This is a genomic window from Streptacidiphilus sp. EB129 (assembly GCF_041262645.1).
Taxonomy (GTDB): domain Bacteria; phylum Actinomycetota; class Actinomycetes; order Streptomycetales; family Streptomycetaceae; genus Streptacidiphilus.
Genome location: NZ_JBGCCS010000001.1, coordinates 382,790 through 401,714, shown reverse-complemented (window position 1 = coordinate 401,714; position 18,925 = coordinate 382,790). Strand labels below are relative to the sequence as shown.

5 protein-coding genes are annotated in these 18,925 nt (G+C 73.6%); all 5 read left to right on the top strand.

The window, feature by feature from the left end; all coding sequences use genetic code 11:
• Nucleotides 1-220 precede the first annotated feature (220 nt).
• The 5 genes from ABH925_RS01770 to ABH925_RS01750 all read left to right on the top strand — a co-directional run bounded on the left by ABH925_RS01770 (nucleotide 221) and on the right by ABH925_RS01750 (nucleotide 18,911).
• Entirely contained in the window at nucleotides 221-1,471 is a 1,251-nt protein-coding gene (locus ABH925_RS01770) for an NAD-dependent epimerase/dehydratase family protein (protein ID WP_370144815.1), read from the top strand.
• A 136-nt stretch (nucleotides 1,472-1,607) separates the two neighbouring features.
• Entirely contained in the window at nucleotides 1,608-3,044 is a 1,437-nt protein-coding gene (locus tag ABH925_RS01765; RefSeq protein WP_370144813.1) for an HlyD family efflux transporter periplasmic adaptor subunit, read from the top strand.
• A gap of 176 nt (nucleotides 3,045-3,220) precedes the next feature.
• On the top strand, nucleotides 3,221-4,888 hold the full coding sequence (locus tag ABH925_RS01760; RefSeq protein WP_370144812.1) for a hydrogenase maturation protein: 1,668 nt from the start codon (nucleotides 3,221-3,223) through the stop codon (nucleotides 4,886-4,888).
• Nucleotides 4,889-5,391: 503 nt separating this feature from the next.
• Entirely contained in the window at nucleotides 5,392-9,348 is a 3,957-nt protein-coding gene (locus ABH925_RS01755) for an amino acid adenylation domain-containing protein (protein ID WP_370144938.1), read from the top strand.
• Nucleotides 9,348-18,911 (top strand): amino acid adenylation domain-containing protein, encoded by a 9,564-nt coding sequence (locus ABH925_RS01750; RefSeq protein WP_370144811.1) that lies wholly within the window; start codon nucleotides 9,348-9,350, stop codon nucleotides 18,909-18,911. The genes ABH925_RS01755 and ABH925_RS01750 overlap by 1 nt, the downstream gene beginning before the upstream one ends.
• Nucleotides 18,912-18,925 lie beyond the last annotated feature (14 nt).

Here is an 18,925-nt window from a genome sequence, read left to right as displayed (position 1 = left end):
GACATGGCCCAGATCTTGTGTCACAGTCGCCAATGTGCCGGTGGCCCCGAAAAGGGCTCACCGGTCCTTGCCCGCATTCAGCAGGGCCATGGCGAGTATCGCGGACTTCCGACCGCACTTTCCTGCGCAGCCGCCGCGTCGCATCGACCCCGCAGCAATTCTGCACCGATCCCTGTTTGCATTCCGCATACGGATCGCTCCTACCCGGAGGTGGGTTTCCATGCATGTCCTCGTTCTCGGCGGCGACGGATTCTGCGGCTGGCCGACCGCGCTTTATCTGTCCGATCGCGGGCACGACGTGACGATCGTCGACAACCTCAGCCGTCGCGCGATCGACATCGAGCTGGAGGTCGAGTCGCTCACCCCGATCCGGCCCATCGGCGAGCGGCTGCGGGTCTGGCACGAGGTCTCCGGACGGGAGATCGGCCTGGTCCGGCTCGACCTGGCCACCGAGTACGACCGGCTGGTCGCCCTGCTCTCGGCGCTGCGCCCGGACGCCGTCGTGCACTTCGCCGAGCAGCGTGCGGCGCCCTACTCGATGCGCTCCACCCAGTCCAAGCGCTACACGATCGACAACAATGTGCGGACCACCCACAACCTGCTGTCCGCGCTGGTGGCCACCGGTACCGATGCGGCGCTGGTGCATCTGGGCACCATGGGCGTCTACGGCTACGGCTGGTCCGGTTCGGCTCCCATCCCGGAGGGCTATCTGACCGTCAAAGTGCCCACCCCGGACGGGGACCTGGAGCGCGAGATCCTGCATCCGGCCAACCCCGGCTCGGTCTACCACCTGACCAAGACGCTCGACCAGCTGATGTTCTCCTTCTACGCGGCCAACGACCAGGTACGGATCACCGATCTGCACCAGGGCATCGTGTGGGGCACGCAGACCGCCCAGACGGTCCGCGACGAACGCCTGATCAACCGGTTCGACTACGACGGCGACTACGGCACCGTGCTCAACCGCTTCCTGATGCAGGCCGCCATCGGTCATCCGCTGACCGTGCACGGCACCGGCGGCCAGACCCGGGCGTTCATCCACATCCGCGACACCGTCCGATGTATCGAGATCGCGCTGGCCAACCCCCCGGCCGCCGGCGACCGTCCCATGGTCTTCAACCAGGTGACGGAGAGCCACCGCGTTCGCGACCTGGCCAAACTGGTCAGCAGCCTGACCGGGGTACGGGTGGCGAACCTGCCCAACCCGCGCCGCGAGGCCGTGGAGAACGACCTGGTCGTCCGCAACGACCGCTTCCTGGCGCTCGGGCTGGAGCCGACCACCCTGTCCGAGGGACTGCTCGACGAGTGCACCGGCATCGCCGGGCGCTATCGGTCCCGGGTCGACCTCAGCAAGATCATCGCCAGGTCGGTGTGGCGGTCCGGGATGGAGATCGCCGACGACCTGCTGACCGAACTGCCCACGCCGCCCGCTCTGCAACCGCAGGCCGCACCCGGACCGCACGAGCGCTGACGCTCCGCCGGCTCCGCCCCCCGACTGCCCGTCGGTCGACCAACCCTCCATCGACCGACGGGCAACCAACCGGCACGGCCCACGCCGGCCGTCACCAACCCACGCCGACCACAGACCACCGAGGAAGGACACAGAGATGGCCAAGCCGTCGGGCCCCGCGCGCGGCATGAACGCCGCGCTCGCCAGCGGCGAGGCGGGGGTCGGAGAGATCAGGCCGGTACGGTCCCGCCTCGGCGCCCTGCATCTCGTAGTGGCACTGGTCGTGGCCGGCGGCGGCGTCGGCGCCGGCCTGGTCACGTACCACACCATCGCCGCCCGGCCGCTGACACTCAGCGGCCAGGTCACCCCCGTCCACACCTACTACCTCGACTTCCCCAACACCGGAACCGTGCAGACGCTCACGGTGCAGCCCGGCGACCACGTGAAAGCGGGCCAGGTGCTGGCCACCCAGGTGAGCAGCGTCGAGGCGGCGAACCTCGCCGCCGCCAAGGCCGCCGTCAGCGCCGACACGGCCCTGGTCGCGGAGGACCGCAACCCGCAGACCACCGCCGTGCAGCAGAGCGCGAACCAGCTGGACGTGGCCCGGGCGCAGGCCGCGATGAACAGCGCACAGGGCGCGCTGACGGTGGCTCAGAACAGCGCGCAGAACGCGATCAGCGCGCAGACCACGGTCATCACCTCCGACCAGACGACCCTGAGCAACGACACCGCGCGCTACGCGCAGTACTGCTCCGCTCCGACGGCCGGGACGACCCCGGGCGCCACACCCCCGCCGTCGCCCTCCACGACCGCGTCGCCCCGCACCACGCCGACCCCCTCGCCGACCCCGACCGCCCAGGTGGAGTACTGCCAGAGCCTGCAGTCCCAGGTCGACAAGGACTCCGCGGCTCTCGCCCAGGCCAAGGCCAACCTGAGCACCATCCAGTCCTCGAACCAGGCACAGCAGCAGCAGGACGAGGGCGGACTGACCCAGACCCAGTCGGTCCTCCAGGCGGCCCAGGCGAGGGTCGCCGCCCAGGGCACCGCGCTCACCCCGGCCGCCATCGCCCTGGCTCAGTCGCAACTCGCCTCGGCCCAGGCCCAGCTGGCCACGGCTGACCTGGCGTTCCGTCAGACCTCGATCCTCGCACCGGCGGACGGGACCGTGGCCGACACCGCGGGTGCGGTGGGCGACATCGTCGGCCCCCAGGGCGTGCACGCCTATTCGGGCCCGGCGGCACAGTCGGGCACCCTGGTGAACCAGCAGCCCGGCATCCAGCTCTTCGTCCCCAGCGCCGCCCCCGGGAGCGCCGCCACCCAGGAACCCGCGTACTCCGCGTTGATCACGGTCTACTCGGGGGCGCTCCGGGTCACCGCGCAACTGCCGGAGTCCGAGATGTCGAGCGCTCACAAGGGCCAGGCCGTCCAGCTCGCCTTCTCGGCGGTGAGCCGAACCGTCCCCGGACGGATCAGCCAGATCCTGCTGGACCCGGCCCGGGTGCCCGGCGGGACCTACTACGACGTCACGATCAGCATGGACACCCGCCAGCCCGACATCCTGGCCGGCATGTCGGCCGACGTGACCCTGCCCTGATCCACGGTCACCGCAGCGGAGACACCAGCGCGTTCCTCCTGGCCGGGCCGGCCCGGGCCTACGCCGACCGGGCGACCTGTCGGCGCGCGTCCGCGCCGCGCGACCGCGTCGGCGTGAGGATCACTGGCAGCCAGGCCCGCCGTCCCCTCCTCCCGGCGGGCTGCCGGGAGGCAGCCGTGCGCATCCTGCTCGTCGCCAGCGCGTTCAACAGCCTGACCCAGCGGGTCCTCGTCGAACTGCGCGGCCGCGGCCACCAGGTGGAATTCCAGCTGGCGCCCGACGAGGACGCGGTGCGGCAAGGGGTGCGCCGGCACACCCCGGAGCTGGTCCTGGCGCCGATGCTGAAGAGCGCGATCCCCGCGGACGTGTGGTCCGCGTACCGTTGCCTGATCGTCCACCCCGGGCCGGTCGGCGACCGCGGCCCCTCCTCGCTGGACTGGGCGCTGCACGAGGGCGCGACCCAGTGGGGTGTGACCGTGCTGCAGGCCAACGCGGTGATGGACGGCGGGGATGTCTGGGCGAGCGTGGCCTGCCCGGTGCCGGAGGCGATCGCCAAGAGCGACCTCTACCGGGGCGAGGTCTCCGACGCCGCGGTGCAGGCGGTACTGCTCGCCGTCGACCGCGTCTCCTCCGGCGCCCACCTGCCGCGACCCCAAACGCGGCCGTCGGACGCCGCGCACACCCGCCCGTACTTCGACCAGAGCCTGCGCCGCGTCGACTGGCAGGCGGACCCGACGGCGAGGGTGCTGCGGGCACTGCGGGCGGCCGACTCGCAGCCCGGCGTCCTGGACGAACTGTGCGGCGCCGAGTGGTTCCTGCACGGCGGTCACCCCGAGCCGCACCTGCGCGGCCGCCCCGGCGAACTGCTGGCCACCCGGGCCGGCGCCGTCTGCCGCGCCACCACCGACGGCGCGGTGTGGATCCCCGAACTGCGGGCCCGCAGGCGCCCCGGCGGCTCACCCGGCATCAAACTCCCGGCCACGTCGGCGCTCGGCGCGCTGCTGCCGCAACTGCCCGAGCTGCCCGCCCCACCGGAGGACGCCGGCAGCTGGACGGACATCCGCTACCGGGAGCACGGACCGGTCGGCTTCCTGCACTTCGCCTTCCCCGGCGGGGCGATGAGCACCGACCACTGCCGGCGCCTGCTGGCCGCCTACCGCCGCGCCTGCGACCGCCCCACCTCGGTGCTGGTCCTCGGCGGCGGCCGGGACTTCTTCTCCAACGGCATCCACCTCAACGTCATCGAGGCCGCCGCCGACCCGGCCGCCGAGTCCTGGGCCAACATCCAGGCGATGGACGATCTGGTCGAGGCGGTCCTGACCACCACCGACCGGCTCACCGTCGCGGCCCTCGGCGGCAACGCCGCCGCCGGCGGCGTCATGCTGGCGCTGGCCGCCGACGAGGTGTGGTGCAGGGCGGGCGGCGTCCTCAACCCGCACTACCGGCTGATGGGGCTGTACGGCTCGGAGTACTGGACCTACACCCTCCCCCGCCGGGTGGGCGCGGGTGCCGCCCGGCGGCTCACCGAGCAGGCGCTGCCGCTGAGCGTGACGGCCGCGCACGATCTGGGGCTGCTGGACCGGGTCGTCGAGTGCGGGCCGGCGCGGTTCCCGGCGGGCGTCCGAACGCTGGCCGCGCAACTCGCCGCGCTCCCGGCCCTGCAGGAGCGGATCGCACGGAAGAAGTCGCAAATGGAGAGCGACCAGTCGGTCAAACCGCTCTCCGCGTACCGGGCGGAGGAACTCGCCCGCATGCACGACATCTTCTTCGACCCCCAGGCCCCGTACCACGCCCTGCGCCGGGCCTTCGTCCGCAAGGAGCGGACCGCCGGACCGGCCGCGTAGTGCGCGCACCCGCAGCCGATTGACTACCCACCGTGTTCGAAGCGTTCGAGCCAGCCAACCATTGACACGGTAAGGGGACTTAATCAATCATCATGACCGAGCCAAGCACGTGGCACTGACGAGCGAAATCAGCTGCCAGTACGTCTGGTTGTTCGACCTGCATCGGTGAGCGCGCGGGTCGGCCGGCCAAGGAAAGTGGGCACGCTTCGTGAGAACCAGAGGGCGGGGGCGGCAACGGCCGTCGGCCCATGGGGTGTTCGCGCACAGGGCTGGACGCCCGGTGAACGCCTGACCGAGACACCACCGGGGAGCACCTCCGCGCGTCCGCGCCCGCTCCCCGCCTCCTTCCCACTCGCGGCCGTCGGACGAACGACGGCGCCGAACCGTGATCGCGCGTTCTCACACAACCCCCTCCGGGGAAAGGGCTGGCCTTGTCGGCGACGCACATCTCCCACGACGGCATCAACGCCACGGACCACCACACGTTCCCCGAGCCGCATCCGCTGTCGTCGGCGCAGCAGCGGCTCTGGGTCGTGTCCCAGATGAAGGGCGCCGGCGAGGCGTACAACGAGGCCATGGCTTTCAGCCTGCGCGGGCCGCTGGACCGTGCGCTGCTGGCCCGCGCCTTCGACGCGCTGGTCGCCCGGCACGAGGCGCTGCGCACCCGAATAGTTCCGGTGGGCGGGGAGGTGCGGCAGCTGATCGATCCGCCGGACACCGGTTTCGCCCTGGTGGTCGACGATCTGACCGGGCTTCACGACGCCGAGGAGCGGCTCGCCGCCCTGCAGCACGACGAGTGCACCGTCGCGTTCGACCTCAGCCGCGGCCCGTTGGCCCGGGCACGCCTGGTCGTGCTGGACGCCGAGCGCCACACGCTGCTTCTCACGGTCCATCACATCGTCATCGACGGCTGGTCCAGGACGGTGATGCTGCGCGAGCTCAGCGTCCTGTACGCGGCGTTCCGGCGCGGCGACGATGCCGAGTTGCCCGCGCTGACCTCGCAGTACTCCGACCATGCCGACCGGCAGCGGGAGTGGCTGACCGGAGCCGAGGCCGCTGCGCAGGGCGCCTACTGGACCGAGCAGTTGACCGGCGCACCACCCTTGCTGGAACTGCCGACCGACCGGCCCCGCCCGGCCGAGCAGGACTACCGGGGCGGCCGGATCCCCCTCGAACTGGACCCGGAGCTGACCGCCGCGCTCCGGGCCGTGGCCCGCTCGCACGGCGTCACCCTGTTCTCCACCATCCTGACCGGCTGGTCGGTGCTGCTCTCGCGGCTCAGCGGCCAGACCGACCTGGTCCTCGGCGCTCCCACCGCGAACCGCGGCCGCGGCGATGTCGCGGGACTCATGGGCTTCTTCGTCAACACCCTTGCGCTGCGGGTCGACCTGACCGACGCACCGACGGGGTCCGTCCTGCTCAAGCGGGTACGGACGGTCCTGCGGGGGGCGCTGGACCGGGTCGACCTGCCGTTCGAGCGGGTGGTGGAGCTGGTCAACCCGCCGCGCAGCGCCGCCTACAGCCCGTTGGTGCAGGCCATGTTCGCCTGGGTCCCCTCGATGACCGGCCTGCTGGATCTGCCGGACGTCGTGGTGCAGCCGCTCGCCGTTCCCCACGCTCCGGCCAAGTTCGACCTGGCGCTGTCGCTGACGGACGAGGGCGACCGCGTCGTCGGCCAGCTCGACTACGCCACCGCCCTGTTCGACCACGAGACGGTCGAGCGGTTCGCACGCTACCTGCCGCGGGTGCTGGCGCAGCTCGCCGAGCGGCCCGACCGGGGGGTGGCGGACCTGGACCTGATGGACCCGCAGGAGCGCCGGGAGCTGCTGGCCGCCTGGAGCGCCGCCGACGACGAGGGTGTGGCCTCGCCGTCCCGGCGCGGCGGCCTGGTGCAGCGCTTCGAGGCGCAGGTGCGTACCCGGCCCGACGCGCCGGCGGTGGTCTGCGACGGACAGCGGCTGGACTACGCCGGGCTGGACCGCCGGGCGAACCGGCTGGCGCACGCCCTGATCGGGCGAGGGGTGGGCCCCGGCCAGGTGGTCGGACTGCACGCGGGCCGGTCGGCGGAGCTGGTGGTGGGTGTACTGGGCATCCTCAAGGCCGGCGCCGCCTACCTGCCGTTGGATCCCGGCCAGCCGGCTGAGCGACTGGCCGCCATGGTCGCGGACGCCGCACCGACGCTGGTGCTGAGCGACGCCGACGCGCCGCCCGGCGACTGGGAGGCCCTCTGCGCAGTCGAGGCTTCGGGACGGCGCGAGGACGCCCCCGGAATCGTGGTCCGCCCCGCCGACCTGGCCTATGTGATCTACACCTCCGGTTCGACCGGCAGGCCCAAGGGCGTGGCGGTCACCCACGGCAGCGTCACCAACCTGTTCGACCAGTGGCTGGCGCGCTTCGGCGACCGGCCCGGCGAGGCCGCCTCGGCCTGGTCCAGCATCGGCTTCGACGCCTCGGTGCACGAATTGCTGATGCCGCTGACCACCGGCGCGGTGCTCCATCCGGTCCCCGACGCGCTGCGCGGCGACCCCGGGGCACTGCTCGGCTGGATGCGCGAACACCGCGTCACCCAGGCGTTCCTGCCCCCGTCCTACGTCACCTGGATCGACGAGGATCCAGCGGCCCGGCTGGACGGACTGGTACTGCGTCAGTTGCTGACCGGGGTGGAGTCCCTACCCGAGTCGGCGCTGTACCGGATCCGGCAGGCGCTGCCCGGTCTCAGCGTCTGCTACGGCTACGGGCCGACCGAGACCACGCTCTACAGCACCGCCTACACCGGCCCGCAGCCGCTGGAGCGGCCGTGCCCGATCGGCGGGCCGCTGCCCCGTACCCGCCTCTACCTGCTGGACGAGCGGCTGCGGCCGGTGCCGGCCGGAGTGGTGGGCGAGGTCCACCTCGGCGGCGCCGGCCTGGCGCGCTGCTATCTGCACCGGCCCGACCTGACCGCCGAGCGGTTCGTCGCCGACCCCTTCGCGCCGGGCGAACGCATGTACCGCACCGGCGACCTGGCCCGCTGGCTCGCGGACGGCAGTGCCGTCTACGCCGGCCGCCGCGACGACCAGGTCAAGCTGCGGGGCTTCCGGATCGAGCCGGGCGAGGTCGAGGCCGCGCTGCTGGAACTGCCCGGTGTGCGCGAGGCGGCGGTGCTGGCCGATCACGGCGGCGCCACCGGGGAACTGCGCCTGGTGGCGGGCATCGGCCGTGGCGACACGGCGTCACGAACCCCGCACGAGTGGCGGGCCGCGCTCTCCCGGCGGCTGCCGGACTACATGGTCCCGGCAGTCTTCGTCGAACTCCCGCGGCTGCCGCTGAACCGCAGCGGCAAGCTGGACCGGGCGGCGCTGCTGGAGCAGGCCCGGTCCGCCGCCCCCGCCCAGGTGAACACCGCCAGCCCGCGCGACCACGTGGAGATGGCGCTGTACCGGATCTGGAGCGGGCTGCTGCTGCACCCGGCCATCGGGGTCTCCGACAGCTTCTTCGACCTGGGCGGCACCTCGATATCCGCGATCAAGGTGGCCCACGCCATCCGCGAGGAGTTCGGCGAGACCCTGCCGATCCGGGACATCATCCTGCACCCGACCATCGAGGCCCTGGCCGAGCGGCTGCGGAAGGGGGCGGCCGGCCGGGCGGACGGCAGCCTGATCGAGTTCCGCAGCGGCGACGGCGGGCAGCGGGTGGTGTGCGTCCACCCGGCGGGCGGCACCGCTTTCTGCTACCTCTCGCTGGCAACGGCACTGCCCGACTCGGTGGGCGTGGTCGGCATCCAGTCGCCCGGCCTCAACGAGGGCGAGGTGCCGCTGCCCAGCGTCGAGGCCATGGCACAGGAGTACCTGAAGCTGATCGATCCGCGGCCGGACGAGTCGCTGGTCCTCTGCGGCCTCTCCTACGGTGGCCTGGTCGCCCACGAGATGGGGCGCCTGCTGGCGGGCGCCGGGCACACCCGGCTGAGCGTCGTCCTGCTCGACACCCACGGCACCGACGACGCGGCCCGCCGCGCGGCGGTCGAGCCGGTGGAGGCGTCCGAGTTCCGCGAGAAGCTGGTCCGCTTCAACGGCATGTACCCGGGCATCGAGGACGACCAGATCGACCGGTACTTCCGCATCTACAACCACAACCGGATGACCGCCGGAGACCACGACCCGGCGCCCTCGCCGGCCCGGCTGGTGTTCGTCCAGGCCACAGCGGACCCGGACGACGACGGGGACGGGACCGAGGTCGTCGGGTTCTGGCGGCGGCGCGCCGAGAACGGCCTGCTGGTCGAGCCCGTGCGCTGCGGCCACTGGGACCTGCTGGAGAGCGACGAGGTGCCGCGCGTGGCCGGGCTCATCGTCGCCGAGCTGGAGCGCGCGGCCGGACCGGACCTCGCACCAGGGCCGGACCACCCATCCGCCCCCGCCCCTGCTCCCGCTCCCCTGCCGATCGCCGGGGAGCCGACCGGCCCGTCCCACGCCCTGGAGTCCTGATGCGGTCCGCGACCGACCTCCCCGCCGCGTCCCCGCCCGTGTCCCCCGCCGTGCCGGAGGAGCCGTCCCCGGCCACCGGGCTCGCGCAGGGTGTGCACGTGCGGGCGCTGCGCACGCCGAACGCCGTCGCGTTGGTCGACGGCGGCCTGCGGCTCGACTACGCCGCCCTCGACGCGGCCGGCGCTGCGGTCGCCGACGGGCTGCGCCGCAGCGGTGTCGGCCCGGGGCAGGCGGTCGCGGTGGCGCTGCCGCGCTCCTGGCAGCTGGTCTGCGCGATGCTCGGCGTGCTGCGCCTGGGCGCGCAGGTGGTTCCGCTGGACACGCAGAGCCCGCCGGACCGCGCCCGCCACATCCTGACCGACTCCGGCAGCGTGGCGCTGATCCACGGCGGCACGGCTCCCGACGACCTGCCGGACGCCGTGCGACCGCTACCGGTCGCCGAACTCCTGGCAGTCGAAATCCCGGCGGCCGAACTCCCGGCGGCCGGCAGCGGCGAGGGCATCCACCCCGGGCCGCCGGCGTCCGCCGCGCCGGTCTCCTTCCTGTTCTACACCTCGGGAACGACCGGCACTCCCAAGGGCGTCGAGGTACGGGAGGCCGGAATCTGCCGGCTGGCCCTGCCGGGCTACCTCCGGCTGGAGGAGGGCGCACGCTATGCCTGCCTGTCCAACCCGGCGTTCGACGCACTGAGCTTCGAGGTCTGGGTGCCGCTGCTGACCGGCGGCTGCTGCGTGATCCTGGGCGACGAGGCGGTGCAGACCCCGCACAGGCTGGCGGCGGCGCTGCTGCGCGAGCGCATCGACACCCTCTTCCTGACTGTCGCGCTGTTCAACGCGGTGGTCGACACCGTGCCCGACTGCTTCGCCGGGGTGGGGCAGGTCCTGGTCGGTGGTGAGCAGCTCAACGCCCGGCTGATCCGCCGCTGGTACGAGCACAACGGCGCGAGCGGCACCCGGCTCCACAATGTCTACGGCCCCACCGAGAGCACCACCTTCGCGCTGTGCCACCCGATCCCCCGCGACTTCGACGGCGACGTGGTGCCGATCGGGCGGGTACTTCCCGGCACCGGCGCGGTCCTGGTGGTGCCCGGCGCCGACCGGACGGCCCGGCCCGGCGAGGTCGCCGAACTCCTGCTGAGCGGGGACGGCCTGGCGGCCGGCTACCGCAACCTGCCCGAGGAGACCGGGCGCCGCTTCGTGCTGCTGCCCTGGTACGACGGCGGCCGCGAGCGCCACTACCGGACCGGCGACCTGGTCCGCAGCGACGCCGACGGCCTGGTCGAGTACGTCGGGCGGGCCGACCGCCAGGTCAAGGTCCGCGGCTTCCGGATCGAGCCCGGCGAACTGGAACGGCAGATCACCGCGCACCCCGCGATACGCCAGGCGTATGTGTGCACCCGCCGCGACGGCGAGCACGGCCCGTACGAACTGCTGGCCTACCTGGTGCTCGGTGACGAGCTGTCGTTCGAGGAGTTCGGCCGCCACCTGGCGGCCCGGCTCCCGGCCTATATGAGGCCGCATCACATCCACCTGGTGGAGGCGCTGCCGCTGAACGGCAACGGCAAGGTCGACCAGGCCGCGCTGCTGCGCCGCGACGACCGCCCCTGGCGTCCGGAGGGTGGCCACGACGGCCCGGGACCCACCGCCTGGCAGCGCGAGGTGCTCGACCTGGCCGAGGACGTGCTGGGCGTACCGGAACTGCGGCTCGGGGACCACTGGATCGCGGTGGGCGGTGACTCGCTCAAGGCGCTGCGGCTGCGCTTCGAGGTCCGCCGGCGCTGGGGCTGCGAGCTGCCCCAGCACCTGGTGCTCCGCGCGGACCTGGCCGCCGTCGCCGAGGCCGTCGCCGAGGCCCGCGCCGCAGCCGTCACCGCGCCCGGCAATGGCACGGACGGCAATGGCAAGGACGGCGACGGCACGGACGGCAGCGGTACCGACCGGTCCGCCGGTGCCTCCCCCTATCCGGTGCCGGCCGCCCCGAGCGGGGCGCGCACCGCTCCGGCCACCAGTGAGCAGCAGCGGCTGTGGCTGCTGCAACAGCGCTCGCCGCAGTCCCGCGCCTACCACGTGGGGCTGGCCTTCCGGCTGGACGGCGCGGTCGACGCCGACGCGCTGCGCGGCGCGCTGCGCGGGCTGGTGGAGCAGCACCCGGCCTTGCGCACCGGCTTCGAGCCCGCGCCCGAGGGACTGCTGCAGACCGTCGGCGACCCCTACGACCCATGGGCCGGGCCCGGCCCGGGAGCCGTCCGCGACGAGGCGGGCGTCCGGGACTTCGCCGACCGGTTCTTCGCGCTGCCCTTCGACCTGGCGCAGCCCCGGATGCTGCGCGCGTGCTGGCTGCCGCAGGAGGGCGGTGGCGTGCTGCTGCTGCGGCTGCACCACATCGCCGTCGACGGCTGGTCGCTCAACGTCCTGTTCCACGACCTCTCGACCGGCTACGCCCGGGCCCTAGACGGCGCGGAGGGCGCGGAGGGCGCGGACGGACCGGTCGGCCCCGACTCGGCGCAGGTCCGCACCCCGCTCGACTTCGCGGCCTGGCAGGCCGAATGGTTCACCCGCCCCGGTTACCGGGCCCGGCGCGAGGAACTGCGGGCCCACTACGCCGCCCTGGACGAGGCCGGCGAGGCCGACGAGACCGGTGAAGCGGGCGGGACGGGCGACGGCGACGAGCCGCTGCGTCCCACCCGCGCGGGCTCCCGCCGCGAGGGGCGTCTGCTGCACACCTCGCTCGACGTCGTCCGCCGCACCACCGTGGACCGGCTCTGCGCCGAGCTGGGACTGACCCGCTTCCAGCTGCTGCTCGGCGTCTTCGCCTGGAGCCTGTACGGGGTGACCGGGCGCACCCGCCCGCGCGTCGCGGGCCCGGTGGCCAACCGTCCCGTACAGGAGTTCGAGTCCGGCGTCGGCATGTTCGCCAACACCGTGCTGCTGCCGCTGCGGGTCGCGCCGCAGGAGGACCTGCGCGGTCAGCTGCTGCGTCTCGGCGCCGGGACCCGGGATGTGCTGGACCGTCAGGAGGTGGTGCTCGCCGACGTCCTGAGCGACCGGGCGGCGAGCGGTGGCGAGGCGCCGTTCGACTTCCTGTTCGTCCTGGAGAACACCGACTTCGACGCGCTGGCGCTGCGGGACTGCTCCGCGCGTCCGCTGTGGTGGGCGCCGGCCGAGGCCAAGTGCCCGCTGACGCTGTCCGTGGTCGAGCGCCCCGACGGCCTGGCCTGCCTCTGGGAGTACTCCGACGACCACTTCAGCGCTGCCGAGACGGAGGCCATGGCCGCCCTGTTCCTGCGCGGCCTGGACCTGCTCGCCGAGGGCGGGACGGCGACCCCGGCCGAGCTGGTCGCCCCCTACCGCCGCACGCTGCCCGAGCCGGGCCGTGGCGCGTCGGTACCGCCCGGGTGGACCACGGTCGCCGAGGGCTTCGCCCGGCAGGTGGCGCTCACCCCCGACGCCCCGGCCCTCGCGACGGACGACGGCACCACCGTCGGCTACGCCGCACTCGACGCCTACGCGGCGGCGCTCGCCGCCGAACTGCGCGCCGTCCAGGGGCCGGCGGCGGACGACGGGCTGCCGCGCTGCGTCGTACTGCACCTCGGACCCTCGGTCGAGCACGTGGTGGCGCTGCTGGCGCTGGCCCGGCTCAACCTGACCATCGTGCCGCTCGACCCGGCCTATCCCCCGGCCCTGCTGCGGCAGTTCCTGGAGCAGCTCGACCCCCTGTGCGTGCTGCTCCCGCCGGGCGGGGAGCACGGATTCGACCAGGTCGACCCGGACGGCCGCATCGTCCGCCACCCGGTCATCCTGTCCACCGCCGCCGCGCCGGCGCTGCCCCCGCACGACGGCGTCCGCCCGCTCTACACGCTGTTCACCTCGGGCTCCACCGGCACGCCCAAGGGCGTGCAGGTCTCCGACCGCACGCTGTGCAACCTGCTGCTGTGGCAGACGGATTCGGGAGGCCTCGCGGCACCGGCCGACACCCAGCAGTTCTCCATGCTCTCCTTCGACGTGTCCTTCCAGGAGGTCTTCGGGACGCTGTGCGGCGGCGGCTGTCTGCACCTGGTGCGGCCGCAGTGGCGGCAGGACGCCCCGGCGCTGCTGGAGCAGCTGGAGTCGTCGGGCGTACAGCGCGTCTTCATGCCGTACGTGGCGCTGCAGTTGCTCGCCGAACACGGCGTCCACCTGGGCCGGTTCCCGACGCGGCTGCGCGAGGTGGTCACCGCCGGGGAGCAGTTGGTCTGCACCGACGCCATCCGCCGCTGGTTCGCGGGCATGCCGGGGGCGCGGCTGTTCAACCACTACGGGCCGACCGAGACCCATGTGGTCAGCAGCCTGTGTCTCGACGGCGACCCGATGCGGTGGCCGGACCGCCCGGCCATCGGCCGTCCCGTCGCCAACGCCGTGCTGCGGGTGGTGGACGGGGACGGCCAGGCCGTCCCGGCCGAGTGCACCGGCGAGCTGCTGCTCGGCGGGACCATGGCCACGCGCTGCTACCTGGGCAACCCGGCTCTCCACGACGAGCGTTTCGTCGAGCTGCCCGGCCTCGGCCTCTTCTACCGCAGCGGCGACCGGGCCCGTTTCGACCGCGAGGGCCTGCTGCACTACTGCGGGCGCGACGACCAGCAGATCAAGCTGAGCGGGCACCGGCTGGAACTCGGACAGGTCGAGGCGGCCCTGCTGCGGCATCCGCGGATCCTCAACGCCGTGGTGGTCCGCGACGGCGAACAACTGGACGGCGAGCAACTGGTGGCCTGCCTGCAGCTCCGTGACGGGGCACCGGCAGCGGAGGGCCCGGCGGCCGAAGAACTGGCGGCTCACCTCGCACCGCTGCTTCCGCCGTACGTGCGGATCGAGCGTTTCCGGGTGCTGGACGCCCTGCCGCGTACGCCCAGCGGCAAGCTGGACCGCCGGGGCGCACTGCGGGCGCCGGGCCGGGAGCTGCGCCGCCTGACCCGCACCGCCCAGCCGGACCGGCCCCAGCTGTCGGCCCTGGAGGCCCGCCTGGCCCGGGAGTTCGAGACGGTGACCGGTTCGCCCGTCGGCCCCGAGCAGACCTTCTTCGAGGCGGGGGCGTCCAGCCTCGGCCTGATGCGCTTCCAGCTGCGCTGCACGGCCGGACTGGGTCTCCGCTTCACCATCGCCGACCTGTTCGAACACGTCACCGTCCGCGCGCTGGCCCGCTTCCTCGACGGGCAGGACACCGCGACCACTTCGCCCGACCCGGGCCGCGCCGACGCGAACGGCAGCGGGAGGCCGGACGAGCCCATCGCCGTCATCGGGATGGCGGTACGACTGCCGGGCGCCGTGGACCTGCCCGCGTTCTGGGAGCTGGTCCGGACCGGCGGACGCGGCATGGAGCACTTCGACGCCCCGGACCCCCTCGTCGGGGTGCGCAGCCAGATGGACGGCCTGCTGGCCTTCGACCCGGACCACTTCGGGATCAGCCGGCAGGAGGCCCTGCTGATGGACCCCCAGCAACGCCATCTCCTGATGAGCTGTGTCGAGGCACTGGCGCACGCCGGGATCGCCGACCCGTCCGCCTCGCGGGTGGGACTGGTCGCCGGAGCCGGTGAGAACACCTACTTCCAGGCGATGCTGCGCGGGGCCGATCCCGCGCGACTGCCGGATGGCTTCCAGCTGGCGCTGCACCACGAGAAGGACTTCCTCACCACCAAGGCGGCCTACCACCTCGGGCTGACCGGCCCCGCCTTCACCACCCAGGCGGCCTGCGCCAGTTCGCTGCTCGCGGTGCACGTCGCCGCCGGGCTGCTGCGTCAGGGCGACGCGGAGGTGATGCTGGCCGGCGGCGTGCTCGTCGACACCGAACTGACCGACGGATACCACTACCGCCCGCAGCACATCTTCTCGGTGGACGGCCACTGCCGCCCGTTCAGCGACGACGCCAGTGGCACCGTGGGGGCCAGCGGCGTCGGCATGGTGGTGCTCAAGCCACTGCGCCTGGCCCGGCGTGACGGCGACACGGTCTACTCGGTGATCACCGGCTCGGCCGTCAACAACGACGGCTCCGACAAGCTCAGTTACAGCGCACCCTCGCTCGCCGGACAGCGCGAGGTGATCCGCGCCGCGCTGCGCCGGAGCGGCCGGACCGGGGCCGACCTCGGCTATGTCGAGGCGCACGGCACCGGCACCCGGCTGGGCGACCCGGTCGAGGTCGGCGCGCTGCGCCAGGCCTTCGCCGTGACGGAGCCCGACCGGTGCGCGCTGACCTCGGTCAAGAGCCAGATCGGGCATCTGGGAGCTGCCGCCGGTGTGGTCGGCCTGGTCCGCGCGACCCTCGCCGTGCACCACGGCCTGATCCCGCCCAACGTCGACTTCCACGCCCTCAACCCGCAGATCGGTCCCGATCCGACCCCGTTCTACATACCGTCCACTGCCCGGCCCTGGCCCGAGGGCCGGGAGCGGGTGGCAGCGGTCAGCAGCTTCGGCATCGGCGGAACCAACGCCCACCTGGTCATCGAGTCGGACCAGGCCCAGGTCCCGGCGGCCGGGCCAGTTCCGCATACCCCGTCAACCGCGCCGGCCGCGGCGGTGGTGCAGCCCTGTCTGGTGCTCTCGGGCAGCAGCGAGGCCGCCCTGCGCACTGACGCCGCCCGTATCGCCGACTACCTGGAGGGCCGTCCCGAGTCCTACCCGCAGGTGCTGCGCCACCTGCAGGCCGGTCGGCCGCCGCGTCGCCTGCGGATCGCGGCGGCCTGCCCGGACGCGCCCTCCGCCGTCGCGTGGCTGCGCGGCGCAACGGTGTCGGCCACTCCGGTCCCGGTCCCGGCGACGGGCGGGCCGGGGGTTCCGGCAGTGAGCCGTCCGGCGACGGACCTCGCCGGGGACTGGCTGGCCGGGCGGGCGATAGCCTGGCCCACCGGCCCGGCCCAGGCCCCGTGGGACTTCCCGCCCCCCGCCTTCGCCCTCGCCGACTACGACTTCGACCGCGCCCCGCGTCCGGCGGACACCCTCGAAGCGCCCCGAACCGCCGGGGCCGGCACTGCTGCCGGTTCTGCCGGTTTCGAGGCACCGCCACGGCTCCCGGAGGCTGACTGGCTGCACCAGCCCCAGTGGGTGCGACGCCACCGCGCCGCCGCCACCGCCCCGACCGCCGGTCCGTCACGCACCGGGCGGCTGCTGGTGCTGATGACGGACGGTCAGGCCCCCTCGGCGGCGGTCCGCACCTTCGACGCGGTCTACGACCGGGTGGTGCGGGTGGAAGCCGCCGACACCTTCGCGCGGCACGGCGACGATCTCTTCGAGGTCGACCCCGCCGACGCCGTGTCGCTGCGCCTGCTGCTCGACTCCCTGGCGGACGCGGGCCCGGACGGCATCGACTGGCTGCACGCCCTGCCGCTGGGGGTCGACGGACCGGTCGGTCCGGACTCCCTGGAGCGCGCCCGCCGGGCGTGCCTGGACACGGCGGCCGCCCTGGTCCAGGCGGCAGCCGGCGCTCCGTGGGCAGCGCGGCTGCGGCCCTGGTGGCTGTCGTACCGGGCCAGGCCGGTCGACGGGCGATTGCTGCGGCCGGAACTGGGCCTGCTGGCCGGTGCCGGGGAGGTGGTACCGCAGGAAAGCCCTGTGCGCGGCCACTGGATCGACCTGCCACACGCCGACCCGTCCCGCTGGGCCCCGCAACTGGCGACCCTGCTGGCGCAGGCCCGTCCCGGATCCGACACCTCGGCCGGGCTTCCGCGACAGCTGGCGCTGCGTCAGGGCTTCTGGTGGGAACAGGTCGCGCTGCCGGTGGCCCCAGGCGGGATCGCGCCCCTGGCACTGCCCGCCGGACCCGGCGTCCACCTGGTCCTGGGCGGTACCGGCGGCATCGGCGCGGCGCTTGCGTCCTGGCTGCTGGCGGAGACCGACAGCAGGGTCCTGCTGCTGGGCAGACAGCCGCAACCGCCGCAGGAGCTGGCGCCCTGGGCCGACCGCGTCGAGCTGATCGCCGCGGACCTGGCCGAGGAGCCGCTGCACGAGGTGCTCTCCCGGATCGCCGGGCGCACCGCCCGGATCGACAGCGTGGTCCACGCCGTCGGCCTGGCGGCGGGCGGTCTGATCGTCCGGCGCGACACCGCGACAGCGCGGGCCGGTACCGAGGCGAAGCTCCGGGGCGCACTGCTGGTGGAACGGCTGATCGAGCGGTACCGGCCGACGCTGGCGGTCTACTGCTCCTCCATGTCGGCGCAACTGGGCGGCGTCGGCCAGTTCGACTACGCGGCCGCCAACGGCCTGCTGGACGGCTTCGCCGGGCACCGCACCGACGACGCGGAGACCACCGCCCGGATCAGCATCGCCTGGGACGTCTGGGCGGAGACCGGCATGGCGGTACGGGTGATCCAGCCGGACGCACGGCACCGGGCCCATCTCGCGGTCGGCCTGTCGGTCGAGGAGGGGAAACGTCTCTTCGCACGCGCCGTCGGGCTGCGACTGCCGCAGGTGCTGGTCTCCACCACCGACGTCGACGCCTCCCGCGCCTTCTACGCCGGAGCGATCACGACGGCCGCGCCCGCGCCCGCCCCCACGACGACCCCTGCCACGGCCACGGAGCCGGCCCCGTCCAGCGCGACTCCCGCCGGGATCCTCTCCGAACGGCTCTGCGCATGGCTGGGCGTCGACGGATTCGACCCGGACCTCTCGCTCTACGACCTGGGCGCCGACTCGCTGACCATGCTGGACCTGATCGAGGAGGTCAAGCGCCGCTTCGACGTCGAACTGGAGCTCTCGCAGCTCAGCCACCGGGTCTCGCTCAGCGAGATCCTGGACCGGCTGCGGCAGGCCACGGCGGCGTCCGACGTACTCGGGGCCGGCGAGGTGACGGTGGAGGTCTGGCAGCAGGGCACCGGGAACCAGGTGCTGTGCCTGGTGCACCCGGTCGGCGGCGACATCCAGGCCTACCGTTCGCTGGTGTCGGCACTGGACGCCCGGCTGACGGTCTGTCTCATCGCCGACCCGGCGCTGCGGCAGCCCGGAACGTCCGCCTGGACACTGGCCGAGCGGGCGCGCCGCTACCACGCCGCACTGCAGGCGCGCTTCCCGCACGGCACCTGGCGTCGGCAGGTCGCCGGGTGGTCCTTCGGCGCCTGGGTCGCGGTGGGAATGGCCGCCGAGGCGGAGGCCGCCGGTCGTCCGCTGGACGCACTCCACCTGCTCGACCCGCCCCCACCCGGTGCCGGGGCGCTGCTCCGCCGCTACGACGAGAGCCAGCTCGCAACGGTGTTCGCCAACGAGCTGGGCCACAGCGGGACAGGATCGGCCGGCCCGCAGGCCCAGGCCTACGCCGAGCGGCTCGCCGAGTGCTGCCGGGCCAACCTGCGCAGCATGACCGACCACCAGGTGCCCCGCCTGGCCGCCACACCCAGTCAGCTCTGGCTGGCCGGGCAGCCGGTGGACGGCCTTCCGTCGTACGGCACGCCCGAGCGGCAGCAGGCGCTGTGGCGGGGCCACCTCCCCGAGCCGAGCGACTGGCACCGGCTCGACACCACGCACTACGGCATCGTCCGGCCGCCGTACGCGGACGCGGTGGCCGCAGCGATCAACGCCGCGTCGCAGCACCCGTCCAGGAACCGCTGACCCGCCGACCCCCT